The organism is Nonomuraea sp. NPDC049129 (assembly GCF_040648495.1).
Taxonomy (GTDB): domain Bacteria; phylum Actinomycetota; class Actinomycetes; order Streptosporangiales; family Streptosporangiaceae; genus Nonomuraea.
This window is the reverse complement of sequence record NZ_JBEZDU010000037.1, coordinates 18,099-41,741: the sequence shown is the minus strand read 5'-3', so window position 1 is coordinate 41,741 and position 23,643 is coordinate 18,099. Positions and strand designations below refer to the sequence as shown.

Genomic DNA, 23,643 nt, shown 5'->3' with positions numbered 1-23,643 from the left:
GATCAGGCGGGCAGTGGAGGGCCACGCCTGGCGACACAGTGCAGGAGCAGCGGATCGACGGGGACGATCCGTACGATCACCATCGGGACGGCCGGCCGCACGGCGGGAACGGCGACCGGGCGCAGCAGCGCCAGACGGTGACCGAGGCGGTGCAGCAACGCCCAGAGCGCGCTCTCGCCGCGCGCCAGCCACCATCCCGTGATCAGCGTGGCCGTCAGGTGCGCCAGCAGCATGCCGGCGGCCTGGCCGAGCCCGCGGCCGTGCGAGTGCGAGATGACGTAGGCGGTGCCGTCGGCGCCGAACAGCTCGTGCAGCCCGAACTGGGCGCACATCAGCGCGACGTTGATCGTCGCGGCCGAGCGCTCCCGGGCGCTCAGCGCCAGGGCCGGCAGCAGCACGGCGCCGAGGCCGAGCGCGGCCGTGTGCGGCGGGGGAACCGAACCGCCGCCCATCGCGTGCGCGAGCGCGGCGAGTCCCACGCAGACGGCGGCGAAGGCGGCCGTCCGCGCGAGCCTGAGGGGAAGTTCCGCGCGCATGGGTGTGTCACATGCTCTCACGGGGGCAGAGATCGGGGAGACCGCTACTCCCAAGCCGCGCAATGCTGGTCGATTTGCGGCAATTGTCGCTAGGGTCGTGCCGAACACGTTGACATTGAGGTGAGAACGTTGCGGCACTTTGCAGGATTGCTCATCGGCGTCGTGGTGACCGCAGCGGTGCTGGGAGGCGGCGGCTGGGCCGTCCAGCAGGCATTATCCAGTGCGTCGGCCAACCCCGTCGGCGGCCAGAAGATGTGGATCGCCCTCGGCGCGATGGCGGCGGTCGGGCTGGTCGTGGGACTCGTGGTGGCGGGCCGGGTCTCGCCGATGGCCACGTTCGTGCCCTCGATGGTGCTGCTGGCCTGGACCGTGGTCTACTCCCTCGATGTGAACCGGGCGATCTCCCTGATCCCCGCCGAGCCGTCGGTGAACCAGATCATCAGGGACATCGGCACCGGCGACAAGACGCTGCTGACCTCGGGCGTGTTCGCCCTGCTCGGGGTCGCCCTGTTCATCCCGGTGCTGATGCCGTCGCGCTGGTCGCGGCGGCACGAGGACGAGGATGAGGACTACGAGGAGAGCCCCCAGGGCGGCTATTACTGATCGTCGTCCTCGAGGCCGGCGTTCATGCGGGCCGGCGTCCGCATGAACGTCTCGCTCTCACGGGTGCTCGTGGGAGTCGGGTGCTCAGCGGCTGCCCGTGTAGAGGTGGGTGACCACGTCCTCGATCGTGGACTTCTCGGGCGCCGTGGCCATCAGCTCGTCGAGCGTGCCGTCGAACGCCAGCCGTCCGTGGTCGATCAGCATGACCCGGCGGCAGAGCCGTTCGATGTCGCCCAGGTCGTGCGTGGTCAGCAGGACGGTCGTGCCCTGCTCGGCGTTGAGCCGGCGCAGGAACGCCCGGATGCTCGACTTGCTGACCACGTCGAGCCCGATGGTCGGCTCGTCGAGCACCAGCACGTCCGGCGCGTGCAGCAGCGCGGCGGCCAGGTCGCCGCGCATGCGCTGGCCCAGGCTGAGCTGACGCACCGGCGTGCGGGTGAAGCTCCCCAGGTCGAGCGTCTCGGTCAGCTCGTCGAGCCGCGCCTTGAATACCTTGCGATCTACTTTGTAAAGGAGCCGGATCAGCTCAAAGCTGTCCCGCAGCGGAAGATCCCACCACAACGTCGTACGCTGCCCGAACACCACGCCGATGCGCCGCGCCAGCGTCGTGCGCTTGCGCGAGGGGTCGAGCCCGGCCACCCGCACCCGCCCCGACGTGGGTGTCAGGATGCCGCACAGCATCTTGATCGTGGTGGACTTGCCGGCGCCGTTGGGGCCGAGGTAGCCGACGAACTCTCCCGGCGCCACGGTGAACGACAGGTCGCGTACGGCGTGCACGATGTTCCCCTTGAGCTTGAGACTCCTTCGCACCTTGAACGAGCGCCCGGCCTGGTCGAGCTCGATCATCCCTAACTCCCCGTGGATCGGTAGTGCCGGATGCCCAGGCGCCAGGCGAACCCGGCGAGCAGGGCGAGGACCAGGGCCGCGACCGGCCCGAGGAAGCGCATGAAGCCCGGCGTGCCGAACGGGTCGTCCCGGTCCAGCACGTAGAGGGCGGGCTGCCAGTTGATGAAGGCCAGCGGCAGCACGTAGGTCACCCCGCGCACCAGGTCGCGGCCGTAGATGGCGAACGGGTACTGAGTGAGCTGGCCGCTGCCGTAGGTGAAGGCGTTGGTCACCTCGGGCGCGTCGGTCAGCACGAACTGCAGTGCCCCGGTCAGCGTCCAGAGCGCCCCGAAGATGACCATCCCTGTCGCGATCATGACGGGGACCATCCAGAGCCGCCCGGAGTCGAGGTCGAGGGCGCTGATCGCGTAGCCGAGCACGATCGCCGCCTGCAGGACGCGGCCGGCGCGGGTCGGCAGGAAACGGTCGGTCGCCAGCTGGATCCAGGCACTCACGGGCCTGATCAGAATGGTGTCGAACGTGCCCGCCTTGATGTGCTGGCTGATCCGGTCGATGTTGCCGACGAGCAGGTCGCACAGGCAGAAGGCCAGGTTCGCGGTGCCGTACAGGAAGAGCGTCTCCTCGCGGGAGAAGCCGGCCAGGGAGGTGGTGTTGGCGAAGATGATGAGGATCACCGCCACGTCGGTGCCCGCCACGAACAGGCCGAGCACGATCGTGAGGACGAACGAGGCCGGGTAGGCCATCGCGGCGCGGGTCCAGGTCCAGGCCAGCAGGAAATATGTGCTAACCACCCTGGATCACCACCTTGTGGCGGATCGCCCGCGTGCCGAGCGCACCGGCGGCGAGCAGCGCGGCAGCCCAGTAGCTCTGGAAGGCCAGGGTCTCCAGGACCGGCGCCTTGCCGAGGTAGAGGTCGGTGGGTGCCTGGACCATCGCGGCCCACGGCAGCGCCTTGGCCAGGTCGCCGAGCAGGCCGGGGAACAGGCTGAGCGGCAGCAGCATCCCGCTGAAGAGCGTGGTGAGCACCAGCGAGAACGCCCCCACGCCACGCTCGTCGATCAGCCAGCAGACCGACAGCGAGACCAGGTAGCGCCAGCCGAAGCTGGCGATCATCCCGGCCAGGAAGCCGGCGAGGAAGGCGAACCACTGCCCGGGTCCGGCCGGATAGGTGACGCCGAACAACGCGGCGCCCAGCAGCATCGGCGGGATGCCGCGCACCAGGAACAGGTAGCAGGCCCGGCCCAGGTCCTCCGACAGGGACCAGAGCAGGAGCGAGGCGGGTCGGACGAGGTCGAGCGCGATGTCGCCGCTGCGGATCCGCTCGGGGATGGCCAGGCCGGTGCCGAACAGCTGCATCGGGCCGATGAGGGCCTGGGTGATGAAGCAGAACGTGACGGCCTGGGTGACGTCGTAGCCGGCCAGGCCGGGTCTGGCCTGCCAGAGGGCGATGAGGATGTAGGCGCGAAGAATGCCGAAGACGCTGTTGGTGAAGGCGCCCGCGATCGCGGCCCAGACGTAGGTGGCGTGTTTGCGGAAGCCGTACCGGACCAGCCGGGCATAGAGCGGTATGGTTTTGCACCTCCGGATAGTGATGACACGGTGACCAACCGTGCCCGGACCCGCACGCGGGTCAGCCGATGGAAGCCTTGAATTATCTGCTTTCCGGTCGGCGATCCGCAACGCGATAAACGACGCGCGACCGCCATTCGGCCTGTTGTGACACATCGCGGAAATAGTCCCGTAAGCGAGGAGATACTTACTTGCGAGTAGAGCGATGTTCTGGGGGGAAGGAGATTCATCGGAGGGATATATGGACTTGGACAGGGACGTCACTCCCGACTATCCACTGAGCTGGCAGGCTCGCGCGGTCACCGGCCTGATGCGCGGGACCCTCAAGCCGGCCTCCCACCTCCTGATGCGCCACCCCGTGACGATCGACTGCGCCGCCCGGCTCGGCGAGCTGGGCCGGCTGGTGCCGTTACGGCCGCCCGGCCACGTGGACGTCGAGCCGGCCGCCTTCTCCGCGTGCGGCGGTGAGTGGGTACGCGCGGGCGCGGCGCCCGACGAGGGCAAGGTGCTGCTGTACTTCCACGGCGGCGGCTACTTCTCCTGCTCGCCCAGGACACACCGGCCGATCACCTGGCGCCTGTCCGTCGCGGCCCGCCGCCCGGTGCTCGCCCTCGACTACCGCCAGGGACCGGTCCACAAGCTGGCCGACTCCCTGAGCGACGCGCTGGACGCCTACGACTGCCTGCTGAAGCGGGGGTACGCGCCTGAGGACGTCCTGTTCGGCGGCGACTCGGCGGGCGGGCACCTCACCCTCGTCACCCTGCTCGCCCTGCGCGACCGCGGCCTGCCACTCCCGGCCGCGGCCGTCTGCCTGTCGCCCTGGGCCGACCTGACGGACCTGCCCAAGCGCGCGAACCGCTGGCAGGACCCGATGCTGCCGGCCGGCCGCATTCGCTGGCTGGCCCGGCGCTGGACCTCCGGCCTGGACTCGCGTGATCCCCTCGTGTCGCCCGTGCTCGGCGACTTCACCGGCTTGCCGCCGCTTATGATCGTCACCGGTTCGACGGAGGTGCTCCGGGACGAGGCCCGGCGCGTGGCGGTCAAGGCCAGGCTGGCGGGGGTGCCGGTGACGTATGAGGAGTGGCGGCGAATGCCGCACGTGTTCCCGATCCTGGCCGACGTGCTGCCCGAGGGCAGGCTGGCCTTCCGGCACATGACGAGGTTCTTCGCCGCGGTCGCGGCGGTGCGGTCGTCCTCTCTGGAGGACGCGGCCTGACCCCTTGGGGTTCAGGGTGGTCGTCGTGATGCGATGCTGGATGGGTCGCGGCGAGTGAATGGTGTGCGGGAATCAGGTCTTTGTCGTTGCCCGTGGCCGCTCGCCCTGACCAGACCGGGAATCAGGGTGTAGGTTAGGCATACCTAATATTTGAGGAGTGTTCCGATGGCTGACAAGCCCAGAGATCACCATCGTGGCGTAGTGATACGTACGGAGCGGATCACGCCGCACATGATCCGTGTCGTGGTCGGTGGTGAGGATCTACGGGACTTCGCCACCTCGGGTCTCACCGATCACTACGTCAAGCTGGTCTTCCCGCACGAGGGGGTCGACTATCCGGTCCCGTTCAACGTCCAGCATGTACGCGAGACCATGCCACGGGAGGTCTGGCCGCGGCTGCGCAGCTACACCGTGCGCGCCTGGGACCCCGACGCCGGGGAGATGACGCTCGACTTCGTCTACCACGGCGAGGAGGGCATCGCCGGGCCGTGGGCCGCGCGGGCCGTGCCCGGTGACGAGCTGTTCATGCTCGGCCCCGGCGGCGCCTACGCGCCGCGCCCGGAGGCAGGCTGGCACCTGCTCGTCGGCGACGAGAGCGCGCTCCCGGCTATCGCGGCCGCGCTGGAGGCGTTGCCCGACGGCGCCACCGCCTACGCCTTCCTCGAGGTCGACGGGCCGGAGGAGGAGCAGAAGCTGCGGGTCTCGGGTGAGACGCGGCTCGTCTGGCTGCACCGCGGCGGCGCGCCCGTCGGTGAGGCGCTGGTGAAGGCGGTGCGCGAGCTGGAGTTCCCCGACGGTGACGTGCACGCGTTCGTCCACGGTGAGGCGGGGTTCGTCAAGGAGCTGCGCCGCCATCTCCGGGTCGAGCGCAAGGTGCCGATGGAGCAGCTGTCGATCTCCGGCTACTGGCGGCTCGGCGCCGACGACGAGGGCTGGCGGGCCGCGAAGCGCGACTGGAACCGCCAGGTCGAGGCCGAGGAGGCCGCGGCCCTCGGCTAGGTGGTAAAACGCCACTTCAGGCCATCGAGTCACACCACTTACTTACCGTGGAGGCACGACCGCCTTACCTCCGATACCCCTTGTGAAAACCATGCGGAAACCCCGCTCGAATGGGACGACAGTGTGCTTTGGCCGTGTCCCAGACAGCGAGCGGAGAACCGATGGCGCGTGGTGCGAGCGACATGCCTCCAGGCGTGCGGCCGCTTACGGTGGGCGACCCGGTCATCATCGGCAGATACCTGCTCCTCGGCCGCCTCGGCATCGGCGGCATGGGGGTGGTCTATCTGGCCGAACACCCGCGGGGCGGTCTGGTGGCGCTGAAGACGCCGCACGCGGTACACCTCAACGATCCCACGTTGCGGGCCCGTTTCGCGGAGGAAGTCGCATTTTCGCGGCGAATCGTGCCCTTCTGCACCGCGGCCGTGATCGAGGACGGCACCGACCGGGACCGCCCGTACCTGGTCACCGAGTACATTCCAGGCCCCGCCCTGTCCCAGGTCGTGATGGCGCGCGGCCCGCTCACGCCCGACCTCGCCTACGGCGCCGGGCTCGGCGTGGCGGCGGCGCTGGTCGCCGTGCACGACGCGGGGCTGGTCCACCGCGACCTCAAGCCGGGCAACGTACTGCTGTCCGAGGACGGGCCGCGGGTGATCGACTTCGGCATCGCCCGAGACGTCGACACGCTGGCGGCGCACACGCAGGCGGGACAGGTCATGGGCAGTCCGGGCTGGGTGGCGCCCGAGCGGCTGACCGGCGGGCCCGCCGTGCCCGCGTCGGACGTGTTCGCGTGGGGCTGCCTGGTGGCGTTCGCCGCCACGGGGCACCACCCGTTCGGCGGCGGCGAGGCCGATGTGCTGACCCGCCGCATCCTGTTCGAGGCGCCGCGCGTCGAGGGTGTGCCCGCCCTGCTGCGGCCCGCGGTCGAGGCGGCGCTGGCCAAGGCGCCCGGCGACCGGCCCAAGGCCGCCGACCTGTTACGCGTCCTGCTCGCCGCCGGGGGCGTGGGCGATCCGTGGGACCTGCGGACCGCGGTGGCGGGCGTACTCGCGGAGATCTGGACGCCCGTGCCCTATCCGCCGGGAGCGGGCAGGCTGCGGCTCGCGCCCGAGACCGGCGAAGGGGTACGGCTCACGCCTGAGACCGGCGAGGAGGCGACGACCACGCCGAAGCGCGGACGCAGGGCCAAGGCCGGGGCGCACCTGTCGCACGCCACCTTCGCGGCGCTGGCCACGGTCTCCATCGCGGCCGTCACCGTGATCGCGGCGTCGGGCGGCGGCGGTGGTGGTCCGAGCATCGGCGGGGCCTCTCCGCCGCCGGAGAACCGGCCCGTCGTCCAGCCGTACGAGAGCGCCGACTCCACCAGGCGCCCCGCTATCACGCCTTTGACCAGCGTCCCGGCCACCGTCGCGGGCACGGCGATCACCTCGCCGCCGGTGTCCGCCACCCGGGCCCGTACGACCGCCCCGGTCATCGTGCTCGACCCCTCGCCCGAGCGGAAGACGGCCTGGCATCCGCCGACCACGTACGAACCGGGCGAACCGGGCGACGCTGACACGGGCGGCTGTGCCGGCCCCGCGGGAAAGAGACGCGGCGGCTCGGCCAGGCGCGACTGCCCGCCACCGTCGGCGTCCATCACCACGATCCCGCAGGACGGCCCCGGTGAGTCGCCGAACCCGTCGATCACCCCATCGGTATCGGAAACGGTCACCGCTCCGGCCACCGGCTCCTCCTGAGCCCCGGATCGCTGGCAACCCCTGCAATTCCTGGCGGCAAGTCACCATGATTGGTGATCTGCGGCCTGGTTGTGCCGGGAGGAGAAATCCGGATGCCGGAGTTCGAACCGCTGCGCGAGGAAGAGCTCGTCCAGGTGGGTGTGTACCGGTTGATCGGACGGCTGAGCCCGGACGTCTTCGTCGGCACGCCGAACCCTGCAGGAACGGATGAATCGCCGCCGCCATCGTCGTCGGAGTCGGAGTTTGAGCCGTCGTCGCCGTCGCAGTTCGAATCGGCTCCGCCGCCGTCGGGGGCGGAGCTTGTCGTGGTGAAGCTGCTGCATCCGGAGATCGACCAGGAGCGCTTCCTGCGCCTGATCAACTTCGGCATCGGCCGGGCGATGGCGGGCACGGCGTCCGCCACGACCCGCAAGGTGGACGTGCCCGCCTTCACCGCGCCCGAACGGCTCGACGGGGCCGCCGCCGAGCCCCCGGCCGACCTGTTCTCGTGGGCGGCGACGTTGGTGTCGGCGGCGTCCGGCCGCTCGCCCTTCGACGGCGGCTCTATGGCGGGCACGGTCAACCGGATCACCAACGGCGAGCCCGACCTGCCCGACCTCGGGGACCTGCGCGATCTCGTGGTGGCCGCCTGTCAAAGGATCCCGCCTCGCGTCCCACGTCGGCCGGCGGGGACGTCGAGCTCCGCACCGCGGACAAACCCGGCGACACGCTGGACGCGAGGTGGAAGATGTAGGCGAGCCTGAGCGACGTGCGGGCAGCGCCCGTCGAGCCGGCACGGCACGGCTGGGTCGCACGCGTCGAACGGCGCGACGGGCGAGGGCGGCGGCTGCCGGACGGGCTGTTCCTGGCGGCCCCAACCGTGCCGGGGTGACGAGGAAGAGGCCCAACCTGGAGAAGAGCCGGGTCCCTTCCTTGCGTCTATGGGTGGCGCCTGAAACAGCCGAGCAGCCCCCACAAAACGGCGCCGCCGGCGGCGAGGCCAGTTAGGAGTGCGGCGGGCCACGTGGAGCCGTCCGCGAGCATGAGAGCAGTCGCGATGCTGGTGGAGGCGACTATCGCGAGCGCTATAAGAAGCGCACGTTGCAGGTCCATACGAACCAACTCCTGTCCGACGAAGAACCCCATCCGAAGCAGGCTCCATGCGCGGCATGCGCAGTGGACGCCGTCCGGGGTGGATCCAGTAGGAGAAGGCCCTCTACCTGGCACGATACGGGGCCTTGCCGTACGAGCCCACGTTTTCGCGCAGTTTTGACATTGGCGTGTCCCAACGAAAACGCGCCCTACCGACGCTGGGACGGCTGACGTGCTGCTGGCGCGTCGCTCATGAGCCGGGCCGGTTCGCCTACCATCCGCTGCTCGGGTTCGTCCCGTTCCCAGAGCGGATGGTGCGCACGAAAGTGGGCCGCGCCAGGCCGGGGGGAGACTGGCGCGGCCCATCGCCGGGGGAACCATCCCATGCCCTGGAGGTGGCCGGCGAGATTGGGAAACTAGTGGGCGAACTGCTCTTCCTCCGTGGAGCCGCGCAGCGCGGTCGTCGAGGAGTCGGGGGCGATGGCGGTGCTGACGAGGTCGAAGTAGCCGGTGCCGACCTCGCGCTGGTGGCGGGTGGCGGTGTAGCCGCGCGACTCGGCCGCGAACTCCGCCTCTTGCAGGTCCACGTACGCCGTCATGCCGTCCGAGGCGTACCCCTGGGCCAGGTTGAACATCGAGTAGTTCAGCGAGTGGAACCCGGCCAGCGTGATGAACTGGAACTTGTACCCCATGTGCCCCAGCTCCCGCTGGAACTTGGCGATCGTGGAGTCGTCCAGGTGCTTCTTCCAGTTGAATGACGGTGAGCAGTTGTAGGCCAGCATCTGGTCCGGGTACTCGGCCTTGATCGCCTCGGCGAACTCGCGGGCCACGTCGAGGTCGGGCGTACCGGTCTCCATCCAGAGCAGGTCGGAGTGCGGTGAGTAGGCCAGGCCGCGCGCGATGCACGCCTGGACGCCGTTGCGGACCCGGTAGAAGCCCTCGGCGGTCCGCTCGCCGGTGGCGAAGGCCTGGTCGCGGGGGTCCACGTCACTGGTCAGGAGCGTCGCGGCCTGGGCGTCGGTCCGCGCGATGATCAGAGTCGGGACACCGGCCACGTCGGCGGCCAGGCGGGCGGCGTTCAGCGTCTTGATGTGCTGGCCGGTCGGGATCAGCACCTTGCCGCCCAGGTGGCCGCACTTCTTCTCGGAGGCGAGCTGGTCCTCCCAGTGCACGCCCGCCGCACCTGCGGCGATCATGCCCTTCATGAGCTCGAAGGCGTTGAGCACGCCGCCGAACCCCGCCTCGGCGTCCGCCACGATCGGCGCCAGCCAGTGCGGGGCGTCCTGGAGGCCCTCCGACCAGGTGATCTGGTCGGCACGCAGCAACGCGTTGTTGATCCGGCGCACGACGGCGGGCACGGAGTTCGCCGGATACAGGCTCTGGTCCGGGTAGGTGTGGCCACCCAGGTTCGCGTCGGCCGCGACCTGCCAGCCGGACAGGTAGATGGCCTGAAGTCCGGCCTTCACCTGCTGCACCGCCTGGTTTCCGGTGAGCGCGCCGAGCGCGTGCACGTAGTCCTCGGTGTGCAGGAGGCCCCACAACCGCTCGGCGCCGAGCCGGGCCAGCGTGTGCTCCTCCTGGACGCTCCCGCGAAGCTTGATCACATCCTCGGCGCTGTAGGTCCGTTCGACGCCCGCCCAGCGATGGTCGTTGTCCCATTCGTCCTGCAGCTGCTCAGCAGCTCCCTTGAGGCGATCGTTCATTTTTCACTCCTTTGTCGTCCCCTGGGGCCTGTGCCGAGTCTGTGCCCGGGCCGACGTGGCAAAATAGCCTCCTTCGAGTAGAAGAAGCAGCAAATTTCGCGAAATATGAAGGTTTGGCCGTTGTTCAGCGGAGAATAAAAGGCAAGTTTTCCATATGGACTAGACCAATGTGAAGGGGCTCCAGGAGGCTGCGACACCCCCGGCACTCCGACCTCCGATGTCTAGAAAATGGCCGGAATTTCTGTCTAAGATGCTCGCATGGCGTCCTTGCTAGGCGAAGAACCGCTGTCTTTGACGCAGGAGCTTGATCTCATCGCGTTTGGGCAACGCCTTCGTCACCTGCGCAAACAGCGTGGCCTGACCCTCTCCGACCTGGGGGCGCGGGTCAGCAGGGCGCCCAGCCAGCTGTCGCTGCTCGAGAACGGCAAGCGCGAACCGAAGCTCACGTTGCTCAAGTCGCTGGCCGCCGCGCTGGGCGTCCCCGTCGAGGAGCTGCTGCGCCGTCAGCCGCCCAACCGCCGCGCCCAGCTCGAGATCGCCCTGGAAGAGGCCCAGCGCGACCCGATCTACGCGAGCCTCGGCCTGCCCCGCCTCAAGGTCTCCGCGCGCGTGCCGAACGATGTGCTCGAACACCTCCTCGGCCTGTACGGAGAGCTGCGCGCCAGGCAGGCGCGGGGCACCGCCACCCCGGAAGAGGCCAGGGTCGCGAACGCCGAGCTGAGACGCCGCCAGCGCGAGGTCGGCAACTACTTCCCCGAGATCGAGAAGGCCGCCGCCGAGGCGCTGACCTCGGTCGGCTACCGCACCGGCGCCCTGTCCCAGAGCACGGTCCAGGGCCTCGTCACCCATTTCGGCTTCACGGTGCACACAGCTCAGGACCTCCCCAGATCCGTACGCTCCATCACCGACCTCCGCAACCGCCGCATCTACGTCAAGCACGAGCAACTCGGCATGCACACCCCTCGGACCATCCTGCTGCAGACCCTCGGCCACCTCGCGCTCGGCCACGGCAAGCCGCGCGACTTCGCCGATTTCCTGCGCCAGCGCACCGAGGCCAACTACTTCGCCGCCGCCGTACTCGTACCGGAGAAGGCCGCGGCCCTCTACCTGCAGGAGGCCAAATCGGACCGGGCGCTGTCGGTGGAGGACCTGCGTGATGTGTTCGCGGTGTCCTATGAGATGGCCGCGCACCGCTTCACGAACCTGGCCACCCACCACCTCGATCTGGTCTGCCACTTCGTCCGCAACGACGCGGGCGGCACGATCTACAAGGCGTACGAGAACGACGGGATCGTCTTCCCCGCCGACGAGCAGGGGGCGATCGAGGGGCAGCGGATGTGCCTGCAGTGGTCGGGCCGCCAGGTGTTCTCCTCGCCGGACCGGTTCTCGGTGTTCTACCAGTACTCGGACTCGCCCACCGGCACCTATTTCTGCGTCGCGCACGTGGACCCGTCGCGGGAGCGGGACTTCGCGATCACGCTCGGGGTGCCGTTCAGGGAGTCGCGGTGGTTCCGGGGCAGGGAGACCACCAATCGCACCAAATCCAACTGCCCCAACGGCGACTGCTGCCGCCGCCCGCCCACCGAGCTGGCCGAACGCTGGGAGGGCTACGCCTGGCCTTCGGCCCGCGCCAACTCGCACGTCCTGGCCGCCCTGCCGCCGGGGTCGTTCCCGGGAGTGGACGAGGCCGACGTCTACACCTTCCTGGAACGGCACGCCGCAGCGATCTAGGCGAGCCGATAGCCCACGCCGGGGGTGGTGGTGATGACCGGTGGTTCGCCGAGCTTGCGGCGCAGCCGGCCGATGGTCACGGTCACAGTGTTGGTGAACGGGTCGGCGTTCTCGTCCCAGACCCGCTCCAGCAGCTCCTCGGCGCTGAGGAAGCCGGGACTCGCCCGCAGCAACGCCTGCAGCAGGGCGAACTCCTTCACCGAAAGGTTCAGCTGCCTCCCGTCGCGCACGGCGGTCCGGTGGATCGGGTCCAGCTCGATCCCGGCGGCGCGTAGGGTCCGCGGGCGCGCGTCCGGCCTGCGGCGGGCCAGCGCCTGGACGCGCAGGACCAGCTCCGGGAAGTGGAACGGCTTGGCGAGGTAGTCGTCGGCGCCCAGGGTCAGACCGCTGACCCGGTCGCCGGGCGCCCCGGCCGCGGTCAGCATCAGCACCATCGGGCGGTCCGGCCGCTCGCTGATCATCTGGCACAGCGTGTCGCCGTGCAGGCCGGGCAGGTCGCGGTCCAGAACCACGACGTCGTACTCCGTGAGCTCCAGCTTGGCGGCGGCGCTCAGCCCGTCGTAGGTGATGTCGACCGCCATCCCCTGATCGCGCAGCCCTTCGGCGACGACCTCGGCGAGCGGCCGCGCGTCCTCGACCACCATGATCCTCATGCCGTCGCCCCGGCCGGCAGCGCGATCGAGACCCCCAGGCCGCCCTGCGGCCGGGCGAGCAGGTCGAGCCGTCCGCCGTGCGCCGCCGTGATCGCCGCCACGATGGACAATCCGAGGCCGGAGCCGTTCTCGGAGCCGGTGCGGTCGGCGCCGAGCCGTTCGAAGGGCCGCGCGAGCCGATCCACGTCCCCCTGGGCGAGGACGCGTCCGCCGGTCTGCACGACGAACCGGACCTCGGCGCCCTCTCGGACGGTCTCGGCGTGGATCCAGCCGTCCTCCTCGTTGTACGCCACGGCGTTGTCGATCACGTTCTGCACCATCCGGGAGAGCAGCGCGGGATCGCCCCGGGTGCCCGCCGCCCGCAGTTGTGTGGTCACGGTCAGCCGTTTCGCCGCGATCCCGGCGGAATGGTCGCACAGCGCCCGCGTGACCAGATCGTCCAGGTCGACGCCGGCGGCCTCGGCCAGGGCGCCGTGCTGGGCCCGCGCCAGCACCAGGAAGCCGTCGAGCAGCTGATCCACCTGGTCCAGCTGGGTACGCAGCCGATCCCCCACGACGAGCGTCTGCGCCGGCACGCCGGGCTTGGCGACCGCGACGTCCAGCGAGGCCCGCATGGTCGCCAGCGGGGTCCGCAGCTCGTGCGAGGCGTTGGCGACGAACCGGCGCTGGGCGGCGAACGACGCCTCCAGCCGTTCCAGCAGGCCGTCGATGGTGTCGGCGAGGTCCTTCACCTCATCGGCCGGGCCGCTGACGGCCAGCCGCCGGTCCAGGTTGTCGGCGGAGATGTGCCGGGTCGCCGCGGTGATCAGCCGCAGCGGGCGCAGCACCCGGCGGGCCAGCGCCCGGCCGACCAGCAGGGACACGATCGCCATCACCACCAGCGCGAGCAGGGAGCCGACCAGCAGCTGCCGGGACTGGTTCGCCTCCGCGTCGCCCAGTTGCCGCTGCAACTGGAGAATGTGCCGCTGCGCCCCGGTCATGCCGTCCCCGCCCGGCGGGGGCGGTCCCACGGAGGCGACCTCGGTGTCGGACAACACGAAGGTCAGGGCCAGCAGCACGATGCCGGACAGCAGGAACACCCCGGCGTACAAGATCGTGAACCGGGCCCCCACCGTGCCCTTACGCAGCCTGATCACGCCCCCAGCATGCCCGAACGGACCTAACAACGGTATGACAGGCCCGGTTCGGGTGATGTTAGGCCCGCGCCCATAGAACGAGCGCATGCTGAGCACTCAACTCCTCCACCGGGAATGGACGGCCTTCCGCCGTCCCGGCCGCCTGATCGCCCTGGCGGTGGCGGCCCTCATCGTGATCGCCAGCGGCCTGGTCTTCACCTCCACGGTCGACTGCGGCGATCCCTGCCCGGTCGCTCCGACCGCCGCGGACGGCTCGATCGTCAACGACCAGTTCTGGTTCCACCACCGCGGCCTCGGCCCGAACGGCGTCATCACCATACGGATGACCTCGATGACCGGCACGATCACCTACCCCCCGCCGAACCACGACCAGATCGTCTCCGGCCTGGTGCCGTGGGCCAAGGCCGGGATCATCATCAAGGACGGCGTCCGGCGGGGCTCCTCGTACGCGGCGCTCATGATGACCGGCCGCCACGGCGTGCGGATGCAGGCCGACTACCGGCAGGACATCGCCGGGAGCTCGGGCGGCCTGTCACTGGGATCCCCGCGCTGGCTGCGGCTGGCGCGGTCCGGGGACACCATCACCGGCGCGGAGTCCGCCGACGGCCGGAGTTGGCAGACGGTCGGGACGGTACGCCTGGCGGGCCTGCCGGAGACGGTGCAGGCCGGCCTGTTCGCCGCCTCACCCGGTGACCTCACGTTACGGGAGGTCGGACTCGGCGGTGCCATCGAGGAGGTCCGGTTCACGCAGGCCACCGGGGTCTTCGACCATGTCGACGTGAGGGGCGCGGCCGACGGCAAGAACGCGGCGGACGCGGCCGGCGGCGAGAACGCGGCGGACGCGGCCGGCGGCGAGAACGCGGCGGGCGCGGCCGGCGGAAAGTGGCGCAGCGAGTCCGTCGGCGAGATGAACCACACCGACTGGGAGAAGTACCACACCGCCTCCGGCGCGGTCGAGAAGGACGGCGTCATCACCGTGAGCGGGACCGGCGACATCGGCCCGAGCGAGGGCGGCATGACCGTCACGACCGCGCTGTTCGGCCTGGTGATCGCACTGATCATCGTCCTGGTCGTGGCCGCCCGGTTCGGCGCCCGGTCCGGCACGCCGGCCTCCCGCCCGGCCCTGGCCGCACGGGCCGTGGTGGCCGGCGGCGCGATCTTCGTGGCCGGTCTGGTCGCCGTCGGCGTGGCGGTGACACTCGGCTTGGCGATCCTGACCGGTAAGGGCGTCAACCTGCAGCCGCTGTCACCGGTGACCGGCGCCCGGGTCGTCATCGGCCTCGCGGCGGTGCTCGCGCTGTGCGGTGTGCTGGCGTACGGGCTCGGGGTCCTGCTGCGGCGCGGCTGGGCGGCGATCCTGCTCGCGCTGGCGCTCGTCGCCGTGCCCTACACGGTGGCCGCGCTGCCGCTGCTGCTCGACACCGTGGCGCAATGGCTGCTGCGGCTCACCCCGGCCGCGGGCTTCGCCGTCCAGCAGACGGCGGTGGAGTATCCGCAGGTGACCGCGCACTACGCGCCGTCCGCCGGATACTACCCGCTGCCCGGATGGGCCGGCTTCGCCGTGCTGTGCGCGTACACGCTGGCGGTGCTGTGGCCGGCCGCGAAGCGTACCCCGGCCGGCCCATCCGCGAACTGGCGATAGCGTCCGGCGCGCATAGGGTAGGGGGGTATAGTAATGTGAGCGACAGAGTGCGGGAGAGGAGCGGCGAATGGCCGGCTACACCGACAACAAGCAGGACCACCAGCGGCGGTTGCGCCGGGTCGAAGGCCAGGTGCGTGGCCTGCAGCGGATGGTCGAGGACGACAAATACTGCATCGACATCCTCACGCAGGTCTCGGCGGCCACCAGCGCCTTGCAGTCGTTCGCCCTGTCCCTGCTCGAAGAGCACCTGAGTCACTGCGTCGCCGAAGCCACCCTCCAGGGCGGTCCCGAGGCCCAGGCCAAGGTCAAAGAGGCCAGTGACGCCATCGCCCGACTTGTTCGTTCCTGACCTGGAAGGTTGATCGATATGAGCACTGCCACCTACACCGTCAAGGGCATGACCTGCGGCCACTGCGTGAGCTCGGTCAAGGAAGAGGTCGGCGAGGTCGCCGGAGTCACCTCCGTGGAGGTGGACCTGGCCAGCGGACTGCTGACCGTGGACAGCGAGGGCCTGATCGACGAGGCGAAGATCGTCGCCGCCGTCAAGGAGGCCGGCTACGAAGTGGCGAACCAGTGACGCACGGCGATCACTGACGCGAGAAAGGGGTGGTGATGACCTCCCTCGCCGACGGCAACGCCGTCGAGCTCTCGATCGGCGGCATGACCTGCGCGTCCTGCGCCAATCGGATCGAGCGCAAGCTCAACAAGCTCGACGGCGTGACCGCCACGGTCAACTACGCGACGGAGAAGGCGAAGGTCACCTTCCCCGATGGCATCGACCCGCGGGTGCTGATCAGCGAGGTGGAGAAGGCGGGCTACAGCGCCGCGCTGCCCGCCCCGCCCGCCGTCGTGGCGGGGGAGGAACACGGGCCGGACGATGAGCTGCGTCCGCTTCGCGACCGGCTGATCACCTCGGTCGTGCTGTCGGTGCCGGTGATCGCGATGGCGATGATCCCGGCGCTGCAGTTCACGAACTGGCAGTGGTTGTCGCTGACCCTGGCCGCGCCGGTGGTGATCTACGCGGGCCGGCCCTTCCACCAGGCCGCCTGGACCAACCTGCGGCACGGCGCGGCGACGATGGACACGCTCGTCTCGGTCGGCACGCTGGCCGCGCTCGGCTGGTCGCTGTGGGCGCTGTTCTTCGGTACGGCGGGCACGCCCGGCATGACGCACCCGTTCGAGTTCACGATCCAGCGCACCGACGGCTCCGGGAACATCTACCTGGAGGCGGCGGCCGGGGTGACGGCGTTCATCCTGGCCGGCCGCTACTTCGAGGCGCGTTCGAAGCGCCGCGCCGGAGCCGCCCTGCGGGCGCTGATGGAGCTGGGCGCCAAGGAGGTCTCGGTGCTGCGCGACGGCGTCGAGACCCGCGTTCCCGCCGACCGGCTCGAGGTGGGCGACACCTTCGTCGTACGGCCGGGCGAGAAGATCGCCACCGACGGCGTGATCGAGGAGGGTTCCTCGGCCGTCGACGCCTCGATGCTGACCGGCGAGTCCATCCCCGTGGAGGTGCGGCCCGGCGACGCGGTCACCGGCGCCACCGTCAACGCGGGCGGCCGTCTCGTGGTCCGCGCGACGAGGGTCGGTGCCGACACCCGGCTCGCCCAGATGGCCAAGCTGGTGGAGGCGGCGCAGACCGGCAAGGCGCGGGTCCAGCGGCTGGCCGACCGCGTCTCCGGCATCTTCGTGCCGATCGTGATCGGCCTCGCGGTCGCCACCCTGGGCTTCTGGCTCGGCACCGGCGGCGGGGCGGGAGCGGCGTTCACCGCGGCCGTGGCCGTCCTCATCATCGCCTGCCCGTGCGCGCTCGGCCTGGCCACACCGACCGCGCTGCTGGTCGGCACCGGCCGGGGCGCGCAGCTCGGCATCCTGATCAAGGGACCCGAGGTGCTGGAGTCGACCCGCGCGATCGACACGATCGTGCTGGACAAGACCGGCACGGTCACCGAAGGCAGGATGACGCTCACCGGCGTGCACCTGGCCGACGGCGAGGACCGCGAGCAGGTCCTGCGGCTGGCCGGCGCGCTCGAACACGCCTCCGAGCACCCGATCGCCCAGGCCATCGCGCGGGCGGCCGGATCCGACGCCACGGTCGAGGACTTCGCCAACATCGAGGGGCTCGGCGTGCGGGGCACCGTCGACGGGCACGCGGTGCTGGTCGGCCGCCCGAAGCTGCTGGCCGAGCGGTCCCAGCAGCTGCCCGCGGACCTGGCCCGCCGGTCGGCCGAAGAGCAGGCGGCGGGCCGTACGGCGGTGGCGGTGGGCTGGGACGGTCAGGCCCGGGCGGTGCTCGTGGTGGCCGACGTGGTCAAGCCGACCAGCCGGGAGGCCATCGGGCAGCTGCGCGGGCTGGGCCTGACCCCGGTGCTGCTGACCGGCGACAACGGGGCGGTGGCCGGGTCGGTCGCGGACGAGGTCGGCATCGACGAGGTGATCGCCGAGGTGCTGCCCGCCGACAAGGTCGACGTGGTCAAGCGGTTGCAGGCCGAGGGCAAGGTCGTGGCCATGGTCGGCGACGGGGTCAACGACGCCGCCGCGCTGGCCCAGGCCGATCTCGGGCTGGCCATGGGCACCGGCACCGACGCGGCCATCGAGGCCGCCGACCTGACGCTGGTCCGCGGCGACCTGCGCGTGGCGGCCGACGCCCTGCGCCTGTCCCGCAGGACGCTCGGCACGATCAAGATGAACCTGTTCTGGGCGTTCGCCTACAACGTGGCCGCCCTGCCGCTGGCGGCGCTCGGGCTGCTCAACCCGATGATCGCGGGTGCGGCGATGGCGTTCTCGAGCGTCTTCGTGGTGAGCAACAGTCTGCGGCTGCGGCGCTTCAGGTAACGAAGATCGGAAGTGGCCGGGGGTTTGCTTCCGGCCACTTCCGGATTTTTTGGGGTTCGTCGTGGCTTAGCGGGGTTTTTCGCCGTCTTGTTGCGGCGCCCGGCTCTGTGCGGGCTCAGCGGCCGTATTCCTGGAGGCCCCCAGCCCTGGTCGGCGGGTGGGGCTTCCCGGGCTTGCCGTACAAGAGAAATGGTCCTTAAGGGCGCGCGGCCAGGGCGGCGGCCTGGTCGCGGAGGGCGCGGCGGCCAGCGGGGGAGTCGGCGTCCTCACCCAGGATGATGCGCGCCAGCTGCGGCATCATCGACTGGAACAACGCCAGCCCCGTCAGCAGGAACAACCTGCGCGCCGTCGCCGCGTCCGGCTCCTCGCCCCGGCCCTCGGCGAGCGAGGCCGTCTTGCGCGCGCAGCGCGCGACGCGGGCCTCCTGGCCGGGCAGCAGGTCCTGGCCGCGGTAGTTGAGCGCCTCCCACATCAGCAGGCGCACCAGGTCGGGGTGATCGTGGTAGTAGTCGGTCAGCTTGGCCACATAGTCGCCCGGATCGGCGCCCGGCAGCGCGATCTGCGCGGTCAGATCGTCGAGCGCCTCGGTGATGACGGCGTCGAACAGCTTCTCCTTGCTGCCGAAATGGCCGTAGATGCGCTCCTTGTTGACGCCCGCGCGCTCGGCGATGCGATCCACGCGGGCGCCCGCGACGCCGTACGCGGCGAACTCCCCCCGCGCGGCCTCCAGCAGGGCGGCTCGGGTGGCGGCGGTCGAGACCTTGGGTGCCATGGTGTCCATCTTGCCATGACCAACTGGTTGGTTGCAATCCAACTGTTTGGTTGACATCCAACTAGTTGGTTGGCTACCGTCCCGGCCATGGCTATCTCCTTTCCTCGTGTGATCCGCGGCCGGAGCGCCGCCCGCCCAAGCCCACGTCCGGCGCCGGTCGCATGCGATCGAGCCGCGCCGACGTCGGTTCCCCGCGACGCTGCGGGTTCCCTTTCGACTGTCATCGCTCGTGAGCGCGTGCGAGCCGAACCCGCCCCGGCTGTCGCGCGGTTCGGGCGGACGATGGTGGCCTTCGTGCTCACCGCGGTGCTGGTCAGCGGCCAGCTGTACGTCGTGATCCCGCTCCTGCACGACATGGCGGCCGGTTGGGGCGCGTCCACCGGCGCCTTGACCTGGTTGGTCACCGCCTTCGGCATCGGATATGGCGTTGGCTTCCTGGTGTTCGGTCCGTTGTCCGACCGGTTCGGGCGCAGGCGGTTGCTCCTGCTGGGACTGCCGCTGGCCGCCGTCACCACCGCGCTGGTGGCGTTGAGTCCTTCGCCGGAGGCGGCCTTCGTGCTGCGGGCGCTGCAAGGGGTGGCCGTGGCGATGTTCCCGCCGGCGGGCATGGCGTACCTGGCCGAGCGGGTCGAGCCCAGGCGCAGGGTCGTGGCGATCGCCGCGGTGACCGGCGCGTTCCTCGCCTCGGCCGTACTTCTGCAGGTCGCCGCCCAACTGCTGGTGGGCGTGCTCGGTTGGCGGGGGCTGTTCGGGCTGTCGGCGGCCGGGTTCGTGCTGGCCGCGCTAGGGCTGCGCGCCGTGATGCTGCCCGACCTGCCGCGGGAGGGGTCGGGGTCGCTGTTGTCGGTGTACCGGTCGGTGCCGGGGTTGCTGTTCGATCGGGTGTTGGTGCTGCGGTACGTCGCGACGATCGTGCTGATGGTCGGCTTCGTGGCCGTCTATACGGGATTGCAGATCTACGGCATGACATCTCCGAGCGAACTGCTCCTCCTGCGCGCCGGTGGCCTGCCCTCGATCGTGCTCGTACCGCTGCTCATGCCCTGGCTGGGCCGGATCTCAGCGACCACGCGGGCCGTGGCGCTGCTGTTCGCGGGAGCCGTCGCGCTGGCCGTCATCGGCTGGACGGCCGCCGCCGCACTCGGGCTGGTGCTCCTGCTCGCCGTCTATGTCGCCTCGATCACCGGTGGCCTGCCGAGCCTCAACGAAGCGGTCTCCGCGCGGGCGGGACGAGCGCGTGGCACGGCGCTGGCGCTGTTCTCCTTCGCCCTGGCCGTCGGGGGCAGCGTCGGCCCGCAGGTGGCCGCCGCGTTCGGCGGGTTCGGCCCGCTCATGTACGGCCTGGCGATCGCGATGGCCTTGGCCGCCGCGGCCGTACTGGCCTCGACCCTGTCCCGCGGCCGCTGACGAGCGGGCTTCCGGTGATGGGCTACTGGCCGGTAGGGTGTTACCAGTGGTAACGGCTGGCCGTGTGTGGCCGTACCGTGAGCATGGCCTGGTGCCTTTAACGGGATTTTGCAGGGAGCAACAGCATGGGCGGCTTCTGTCCGGAGTTGGGCGACGATGTCGCCGAGGTGCGGGACTGGGTGCATACGTTCGCCCGCGACGTGATCCGCCCAGCAGGCGCGGAGTGGGACGAACGCGAAGAGACCCCCTGGCCCGTCATCCAGGAGGCCGCCAAGATCGGCCTGTACTCGCTCGACTTCTTCGCCACCCAGTGGTTCGAGGAGAGCGGCCTGGCGCTGCCGGTGGCGTTCGAGGAGATCTTCTGGGGCGACGCGGGCATCGGCCTGTCCATCGTCGGCACCGGCCTGGCCGCCGCCGCCCTGTCCGCGAACGGCACGCCGGAGCAGATGGGGGAGTGGCTCCCGCAGATGTTCGGCACGGAGAACGACGTCAAGCTGGGCGCCTTCTGCGCCTCCGAACCGGACGCGGGCTCTGACGTCGGCTCGATCCGTACCCGTGCGGTGTACTCCGGCGGCGACTGGATCCTGAACGGCGTCAAGACCTGGGCCACCAATGGCGGCATCGCCAACGTCCACGTGGTCGTCGCCTCTGTCGAACCGTCGCTGGGCACCCGAGGCCAGGCCACCTTCGTCATCCCACCCGGCACCCCCGGCCTGTCGATGGGGCAGAAGTTCCGCAAACACGGCATCCGCGCCTCCCACACCGCCGAGGTCGTCCTGGAAGACGTCCGCGTCCCCGGCTCCTGCCTCCTCGGCGGCAAGGACAAACTCGACGCCCGCCTCGCCCGCGTCCGCAACGGCGGACGCGCCGGCGAGCAGGCGGCGATGCGTACCTTCGAGACCACCCGCCCGTCGGTGGCCGCGATGGCCGTCGGCATCGCCAGGGCCGCCTTCGAGTACGCCAGGGACTACGCGCGGGAACGCGAGCAGTTCGGCCGCAAGATCGGCGAGAACCAGGCGATCGCCTTCCTCCTCGCCGACATGGCGACCCGCGTGGACACGGCCCGCCTGCTCACCTGGCGCGCGGCCTGGATGGCCCGGATGGGCCGGCAGTTCGGGCAGGCGGAGGGCTCGATGTCGAAACTGGTGGCGGGGGAGACGGCGGTGTGGGTGACGGAGCAGGCGATCCAGATCCTGGGCGGGGCGGGGTATACGCGGGAACATCCGGTGGAACGCTTCCACCGGGATGCCAAGATTTACACCATTTTTGAGGGTACGTCCGAGATTCAGCGGTTGATCATCGGCCGCGCCGTCACTGGATTGCCGGTGCGGTAAGCGTTGGGCAGTTCAACCGACCGCGTGGTGTGCGGCGGATGCCGGTACACGGTGGGCCACGCCGAAGATGTCGAGCAGTACCGGCTCGTGTGCGTCGGGGGTCAACGACATAACGACAAACGTAAGTTGGCACCTTTGGTAAGCGTGGCGGCGGAGACTCCCCGCTTGAACCCAGAGCGAGTTCCCCATCTATCTATGGCCAGTCGCAGGTCGCAGCCCCGTTGATCGAGGAAAACAGGGCATGAAACGCTCCTTGCTGGTCGATGGGCAGGGGATCCCGCTCGGCCGCGTGCTCGCCGGGGCCAACCGGCATGATTCACCGCTTCTGGCCTCTATCCTTGGACAAGCTTGATGACCTTGGCCCGCTGCCTGAGAACATCATTTTGCATCTGGACGCCGGCTACGACTCAGCGAAAACCCGCGACGAACTCACCGCACGCGAAATGACCGGCGAGATCGCCCACAAAGGCGACAAGGCCCCGATCCAAGCCGGTCAACGCTGGCATGTAGAGCGCACCAACGCCTGGCATAACGCCTTCAACCGGCTGCAGCGTTGCTACGAACGTCGTGAGAACGTCATTGACGCCTTCTTCGACCTCGCCGACGCCATCATCACCCTACGTAGCCTGATCCGCCGGGCGTGGACCACCCACCGCTGGGACAATCGGCCCACACGGCGCCCCTGAAGATCATCAATCCTGCGACCTCTAGCCCGATGATGTAGCTTGGATGAGATGGGCTGCTGGACCGGATATCTGCTGCATGACGCTGACGGCACGTGCTGGTATGCGGTCCAGAAGTGGGGTGTTTGGCAGATTACCGACAGCAGCGCGTTGGCCGAGGTCGTCACGTCGATCCGCCGCGACGGCATTCAGGTGGAGAACGTGACGCCGGGCTACTTCAACGAAGCTTGCTGTGGCGGCGTCGCCTTGAACATCCCGACCCGTCGATACCGGTGTTATCCGTGTCGCACATCGGTGCCCGGCAACGAGGCGATCGACCGTGAGGTGCGGACCGCGCCGGTGTGGGCTGGCTGGGACGCCGGACTGGCTTGGGGCGGCCGCGAGGAGTTGGTGGAGGTCGTTCCCGAAGCCGAGCGCCTGGTCTGGCCGTACGACGTGGTCATCCCGCCGCTGGAGGGAGTCCCGATTGCTAGCCGAAAGGGATGGTTCGTTACCTTCGACGCCGACCGGTTCGAGCTGGAGGTACTGCACGATGAGTCCAGCGCGGACTGGTACCTGCAGGGAGACCACCTGATCAGCGTCGTCGGAACGGACTACACCGTACGCGACTACCGGATCGACTGTACGTGGGAACGAACGGACACTCTTCTACCCTGGCTGGTGCACGGACAGCACCTCATCGACTCGCTGTGGACAGTGGATCCGTTCCCTGTGCCACTGGAGGATAACGTCCTCTCAGGCGCGGTGGTCGATCTCGCACGTCGCGAGCTGCGATACTGGACCGGTAAGTTCGTGCCGTCCCGGTTGCTGGCTCAGCTCCGTGCAGCGTGGCCGGGCTGGCAGGTCGAGCGGCTCCCGTACGGCATGGCCGGGCACTTGGCCGTCACCGGATCCCAAGAACCCGACATGCTGACGCCCGTGCCCGGCGAGGCAGACCCGGAATGGGTCACCGCCCGGGACCGGCTTACCGTGGACCCGCGACCGCTGCGCCGGCCCCGAGTCCGGGTGTCTCAAAACCGGGACTGACGATCAAGCACACGCGTGCTCGACCGGCTGAACCATCGATCACCCTCCAGGCCCACCGCCCCGACCGGCGTCTGGTTCATCCTGTACGAACTGACTCTGGACGCCGACTACGTCCTGTCCGTCCCCGAGAGCCTCGACCCGGCCGCCGCCGAGC

Annotated in this window: 22 protein-coding genes and 1 pseudogene; 15 read left to right on the top strand and 8 right to left on the bottom strand. The window is 69.9% G+C overall.

Annotated elements, in window-relative coordinates; translation table 11 throughout:
- Positions 1-2: 2 nt before the first annotated feature.
- Positions 3-536, bottom strand: coding sequence for an MFS transporter (locus AB0B64_RS55090; RefSeq protein ID WP_357952847.1), 534 nt, complete (start codon positions 534-536; stop codon positions 3-5).
- Positions 537-665: 129 nt separating this feature from the next.
- Between AB0B64_RS55090 and AB0B64_RS55085 the strand changes: the two genes are divergently transcribed.
- Positions 666-1,139 (top strand): hypothetical protein, encoded by a 474-nt coding sequence (locus tag AB0B64_RS55085; RefSeq protein WP_358202653.1) that lies wholly within the window; start codon positions 666-668, stop codon positions 1,137-1,139.
- Positions 1,140-1,223: 84 nt separating this feature from the next.
- Here AB0B64_RS55085 and AB0B64_RS55080 read toward each other — a convergent pair whose 3' ends face one another.
- The 3 genes from AB0B64_RS55080 to AB0B64_RS55070 are packed head-to-tail and all read right to left on the bottom strand — an operon-like array spanning position 1,224 to position 3,665.
- Positions 1,224-1,985 carry an ATP-binding cassette domain-containing protein gene (locus tag AB0B64_RS55080; protein WP_358202647.1) on the bottom strand — a complete coding sequence of 254 codons (762 nt, stop codon included), beginning with the start codon at positions 1,983-1,985 and terminating at the stop codon, positions 1,224-1,226.
- Positions 1,986-1,987: 2 nt separating this feature from the next.
- Positions 1,988-2,776, bottom strand: a complete 789-nt coding sequence (locus AB0B64_RS55075; protein ID WP_357952850.1) for an ABC-2 family transporter protein — start codon at positions 2,774-2,776, stop codon at positions 1,988-1,990.
- A complete protein-coding gene (locus AB0B64_RS55070) occupies positions 2,769-3,665 on the bottom strand; it encodes an ABC-2 family transporter protein (RefSeq protein WP_358202640.1) in 897 nt (298 codons plus the stop codon). The genes AB0B64_RS55075 and AB0B64_RS55070 overlap by 8 nt, the downstream gene beginning before the upstream one ends.
- A gap of 130 nt (positions 3,666-3,795) precedes the next feature.
- Between AB0B64_RS55070 and AB0B64_RS55065 the strand changes: the two genes are divergently transcribed.
- The 5 genes from AB0B64_RS55065 (at position 3,796) to AB0B64_RS55045 (ending at position 8,373) form a co-directional block, all read left to right on the top strand.
- Positions 3,796-4,770 carry an alpha/beta hydrolase gene (locus AB0B64_RS55065; protein WP_358202633.1) on the top strand — a complete coding sequence of 325 codons (975 nt, stop codon included), beginning with the start codon at positions 3,796-3,798 and terminating at the stop codon, positions 4,768-4,770.
- Positions 4,771-4,935: 165 nt separating this feature from the next.
- Positions 4,936-5,769 carry a siderophore-interacting protein gene (locus AB0B64_RS55060; protein WP_358202628.1) on the top strand — a complete coding sequence of 278 codons (834 nt, stop codon included), beginning with the start codon at positions 4,936-4,938 and terminating at the stop codon, positions 5,767-5,769.
- Positions 5,770-5,963: 194 nt separating this feature from the next.
- Positions 5,964-7,502, top strand: a complete 1,539-nt coding sequence (locus tag AB0B64_RS55055; RefSeq protein WP_358202621.1) for a protein kinase — start codon at positions 5,964-5,966, stop codon at positions 7,500-7,502.
- 92 nt (positions 7,503-7,594) lie between these two features.
- A complete protein-coding gene (locus AB0B64_RS55050; protein WP_358202615.1) occupies positions 7,595-8,245 on the top strand; it encodes a hypothetical protein in 651 nt (216 codons plus the stop codon).
- A gap of 5 nt (positions 8,246-8,250) precedes the next feature.
- Entirely contained in the window at positions 8,251-8,373 is a 123-nt protein-coding gene (locus AB0B64_RS55045) for a hypothetical protein (protein WP_358202606.1), read from the top strand.
- Between the two features lie 616 nt (positions 8,374-8,989).
- Here AB0B64_RS55045 and aceA read toward each other — a convergent pair.
- Entirely contained in the window at positions 8,990-10,276 is a 1,287-nt protein-coding gene (gene aceA / locus AB0B64_RS55040; protein WP_357957379.1) for an isocitrate lyase, read from the bottom strand.
- A 291-nt stretch (positions 10,277-10,567) separates the two neighbouring features.
- Between aceA and AB0B64_RS55035 the strand changes: the two genes are divergently transcribed.
- Entirely contained in the window at positions 10,568-12,007 is a 1,440-nt protein-coding gene (locus AB0B64_RS55035) for a helix-turn-helix domain-containing protein (RefSeq protein WP_357957384.1), read from the top strand.
- Here the strand turns inward: AB0B64_RS55035 and AB0B64_RS55030 are convergent.
- Positions 12,004-12,660: a response regulator transcription factor gene (locus AB0B64_RS55030; protein ID WP_357957377.1), complete on the bottom strand. Its 657-nt coding sequence runs from the start codon at positions 12,658-12,660 to the stop codon at positions 12,004-12,006. The two genes, AB0B64_RS55035 and AB0B64_RS55030, sit on opposite strands and share 4 nt — an antisense overlap.
- Positions 12,657-13,796, bottom strand: coding sequence for a HAMP domain-containing sensor histidine kinase (locus tag AB0B64_RS55025; RefSeq protein ID WP_357957376.1), 1,140 nt, complete (start codon positions 13,794-13,796; stop codon positions 12,657-12,659). The genes AB0B64_RS55030 and AB0B64_RS55025 overlap by 4 nt, the downstream gene beginning before the upstream one ends.
- 85 nt (positions 13,797-13,881) lie before the next feature.
- On the opposite strand from AB0B64_RS55025, the gene AB0B64_RS55020 reads away from it, so the two are divergent.
- The 4 genes from AB0B64_RS55020 to AB0B64_RS55005 all read left to right on the top strand — a co-directional run bounded on the left by AB0B64_RS55020 (position 13,882) and on the right by AB0B64_RS55005 (position 18,270).
- Positions 13,882-15,438, top strand: a complete 1,557-nt coding sequence (locus tag AB0B64_RS55020) for a hypothetical protein (protein WP_358202593.1) — start codon at positions 13,882-13,884, stop codon at positions 15,436-15,438.
- 67 nt (positions 15,439-15,505) lie between these two features.
- Positions 15,506-15,787 (top strand): metal-sensitive transcriptional regulator, encoded by a 282-nt coding sequence (locus AB0B64_RS55015; RefSeq protein WP_357957372.1) that lies wholly within the window; start codon positions 15,506-15,508, stop codon positions 15,785-15,787.
- Between the two features lie 18 nt (positions 15,788-15,805).
- A complete protein-coding gene (locus tag AB0B64_RS55010) occupies positions 15,806-16,015 on the top strand; it encodes a cation transporter (RefSeq protein WP_225297698.1) in 210 nt (69 codons plus the stop codon).
- A 35-nt stretch (positions 16,016-16,050) separates the two neighbouring features.
- Complete coding sequence (locus AB0B64_RS55005) at positions 16,051-18,270, top strand: heavy metal translocating P-type ATPase (RefSeq protein ID WP_358202585.1); 2,220 nt, start codon at positions 16,051-16,053, stop codon at positions 18,268-18,270.
- A 196-nt stretch (positions 18,271-18,466) separates the two neighbouring features.
- Here AB0B64_RS55005 and AB0B64_RS55000 read toward each other — a convergent pair whose 3' ends face one another.
- Complete coding sequence (locus AB0B64_RS55000; RefSeq protein WP_358202580.1) at positions 18,467-19,042, bottom strand: TetR family transcriptional regulator; 576 nt, start codon at positions 19,040-19,042, stop codon at positions 18,467-18,469.
- A gap of 237 nt (positions 19,043-19,279) precedes the next feature.
- On the opposite strand from AB0B64_RS55000, the gene AB0B64_RS54995 reads away from it, so the two are divergent.
- From AB0B64_RS54995 to AB0B64_RS54980, 4 genes and pseudogenes are all read left to right on the top strand, one after another.
- The gene (locus tag AB0B64_RS54995; RefSeq protein WP_358202574.1) at positions 19,280-20,446 is read left to right on the top strand and encodes an MFS transporter; all 1,167 of its coding nucleotides are present in this window, start codon (positions 19,280-19,282) and stop codon (positions 20,444-20,446) included.
- A 125-nt stretch (positions 20,447-20,571) separates the two neighbouring features.
- Positions 20,572-21,780, top strand: coding sequence for an acyl-CoA dehydrogenase family protein (locus tag AB0B64_RS54990; protein WP_357957366.1), 1,209 nt, complete (start codon positions 20,572-20,574; stop codon positions 21,778-21,780).
- Positions 21,781-21,985: 205 nt separating this feature from the next.
- Positions 21,986-22,466 (top strand): annotated as a pseudogene (locus tag AB0B64_RS54985) (transposase); the annotation flags it as partial.
- Positions 22,467-22,505: 39 nt separating this feature from the next.
- Entirely contained in the window at positions 22,506-23,489 is a 984-nt protein-coding gene (locus AB0B64_RS54980) for a hypothetical protein (RefSeq protein WP_357957364.1), read from the top strand.
- Positions 23,490-23,643 lie beyond the last annotated feature (154 nt).

What these genes read in the sequence shown, in the direction of transcription:
- AB0B64_RS55090 (WP_357952847.1), bottom strand. Translation starts at nt 536, where the DNA reads ATGCGCGCGGAACTTCCCCTCAGGCTCGCGCGGACGGCCGCCTTCGCC.
- AB0B64_RS55080 (WP_358202647.1), bottom strand. Translation starts at nt 1,985, where the DNA reads ATGATCGAGCTCGACCAGGCCGGGCGCTCGTTCAAGGTGCGAAGGAGT.
- AB0B64_RS55065 (WP_358202633.1), top strand. Translation starts at nt 3,796, where the DNA reads ATGGACTTGGACAGGGACGTCACTCCCGACTATCCACTGAGCTGGCAG.
- AB0B64_RS55060 (WP_358202628.1), top strand. Translation starts at nt 4,936, where the DNA reads ATGGCTGACAAGCCCAGAGATCACCATCGTGGCGTAGTGATACGTACG.
- AB0B64_RS55050 (WP_358202615.1), top strand. Translation starts at nt 7,595, where the DNA reads ATGCCGGAGTTCGAACCGCTGCGCGAGGAAGAGCTCGTCCAGGTGGGT.
- aceA (WP_357957379.1), bottom strand. Translation starts at nt 10,276, where the DNA reads ATGAACGATCGCCTCAAGGGAGCTGCTGAGCAGCTGCAGGACGAATGG.
- AB0B64_RS55030 (WP_357957377.1), bottom strand. Translation starts at nt 12,660, where the DNA reads ATGAGGATCATGGTGGTCGAGGACGCGCGGCCGCTCGCCGAGGTCGTC.
- AB0B64_RS55020 (WP_358202593.1), top strand. Translation starts at nt 13,882, where the DNA reads ATGCTGAGCACTCAACTCCTCCACCGGGAATGGACGGCCTTCCGCCGT.
- AB0B64_RS55015 (WP_357957372.1), top strand. Translation starts at nt 15,506, where the DNA reads ATGGCCGGCTACACCGACAACAAGCAGGACCACCAGCGGCGGTTGCGC.
- AB0B64_RS55010 (WP_225297698.1), top strand. Translation starts at nt 15,806, where the DNA reads ATGAGCACTGCCACCTACACCGTCAAGGGCATGACCTGCGGCCACTGC.
- AB0B64_RS55005 (WP_358202585.1), top strand. Translation starts at nt 16,051, where the DNA reads ATGACCTCCCTCGCCGACGGCAACGCCGTCGAGCTCTCGATCGGCGGC.
- AB0B64_RS55000 (WP_358202580.1), bottom strand. Translation starts at nt 19,042, where the DNA reads ATGGCACCCAAGGTCTCGACCGCCGCCACCCGAGCCGCCCTGCTGGAG.
- AB0B64_RS54990 (WP_357957366.1), top strand. Translation starts at nt 20,572, where the DNA reads ATGGGCGGCTTCTGTCCGGAGTTGGGCGACGATGTCGCCGAGGTGCGG.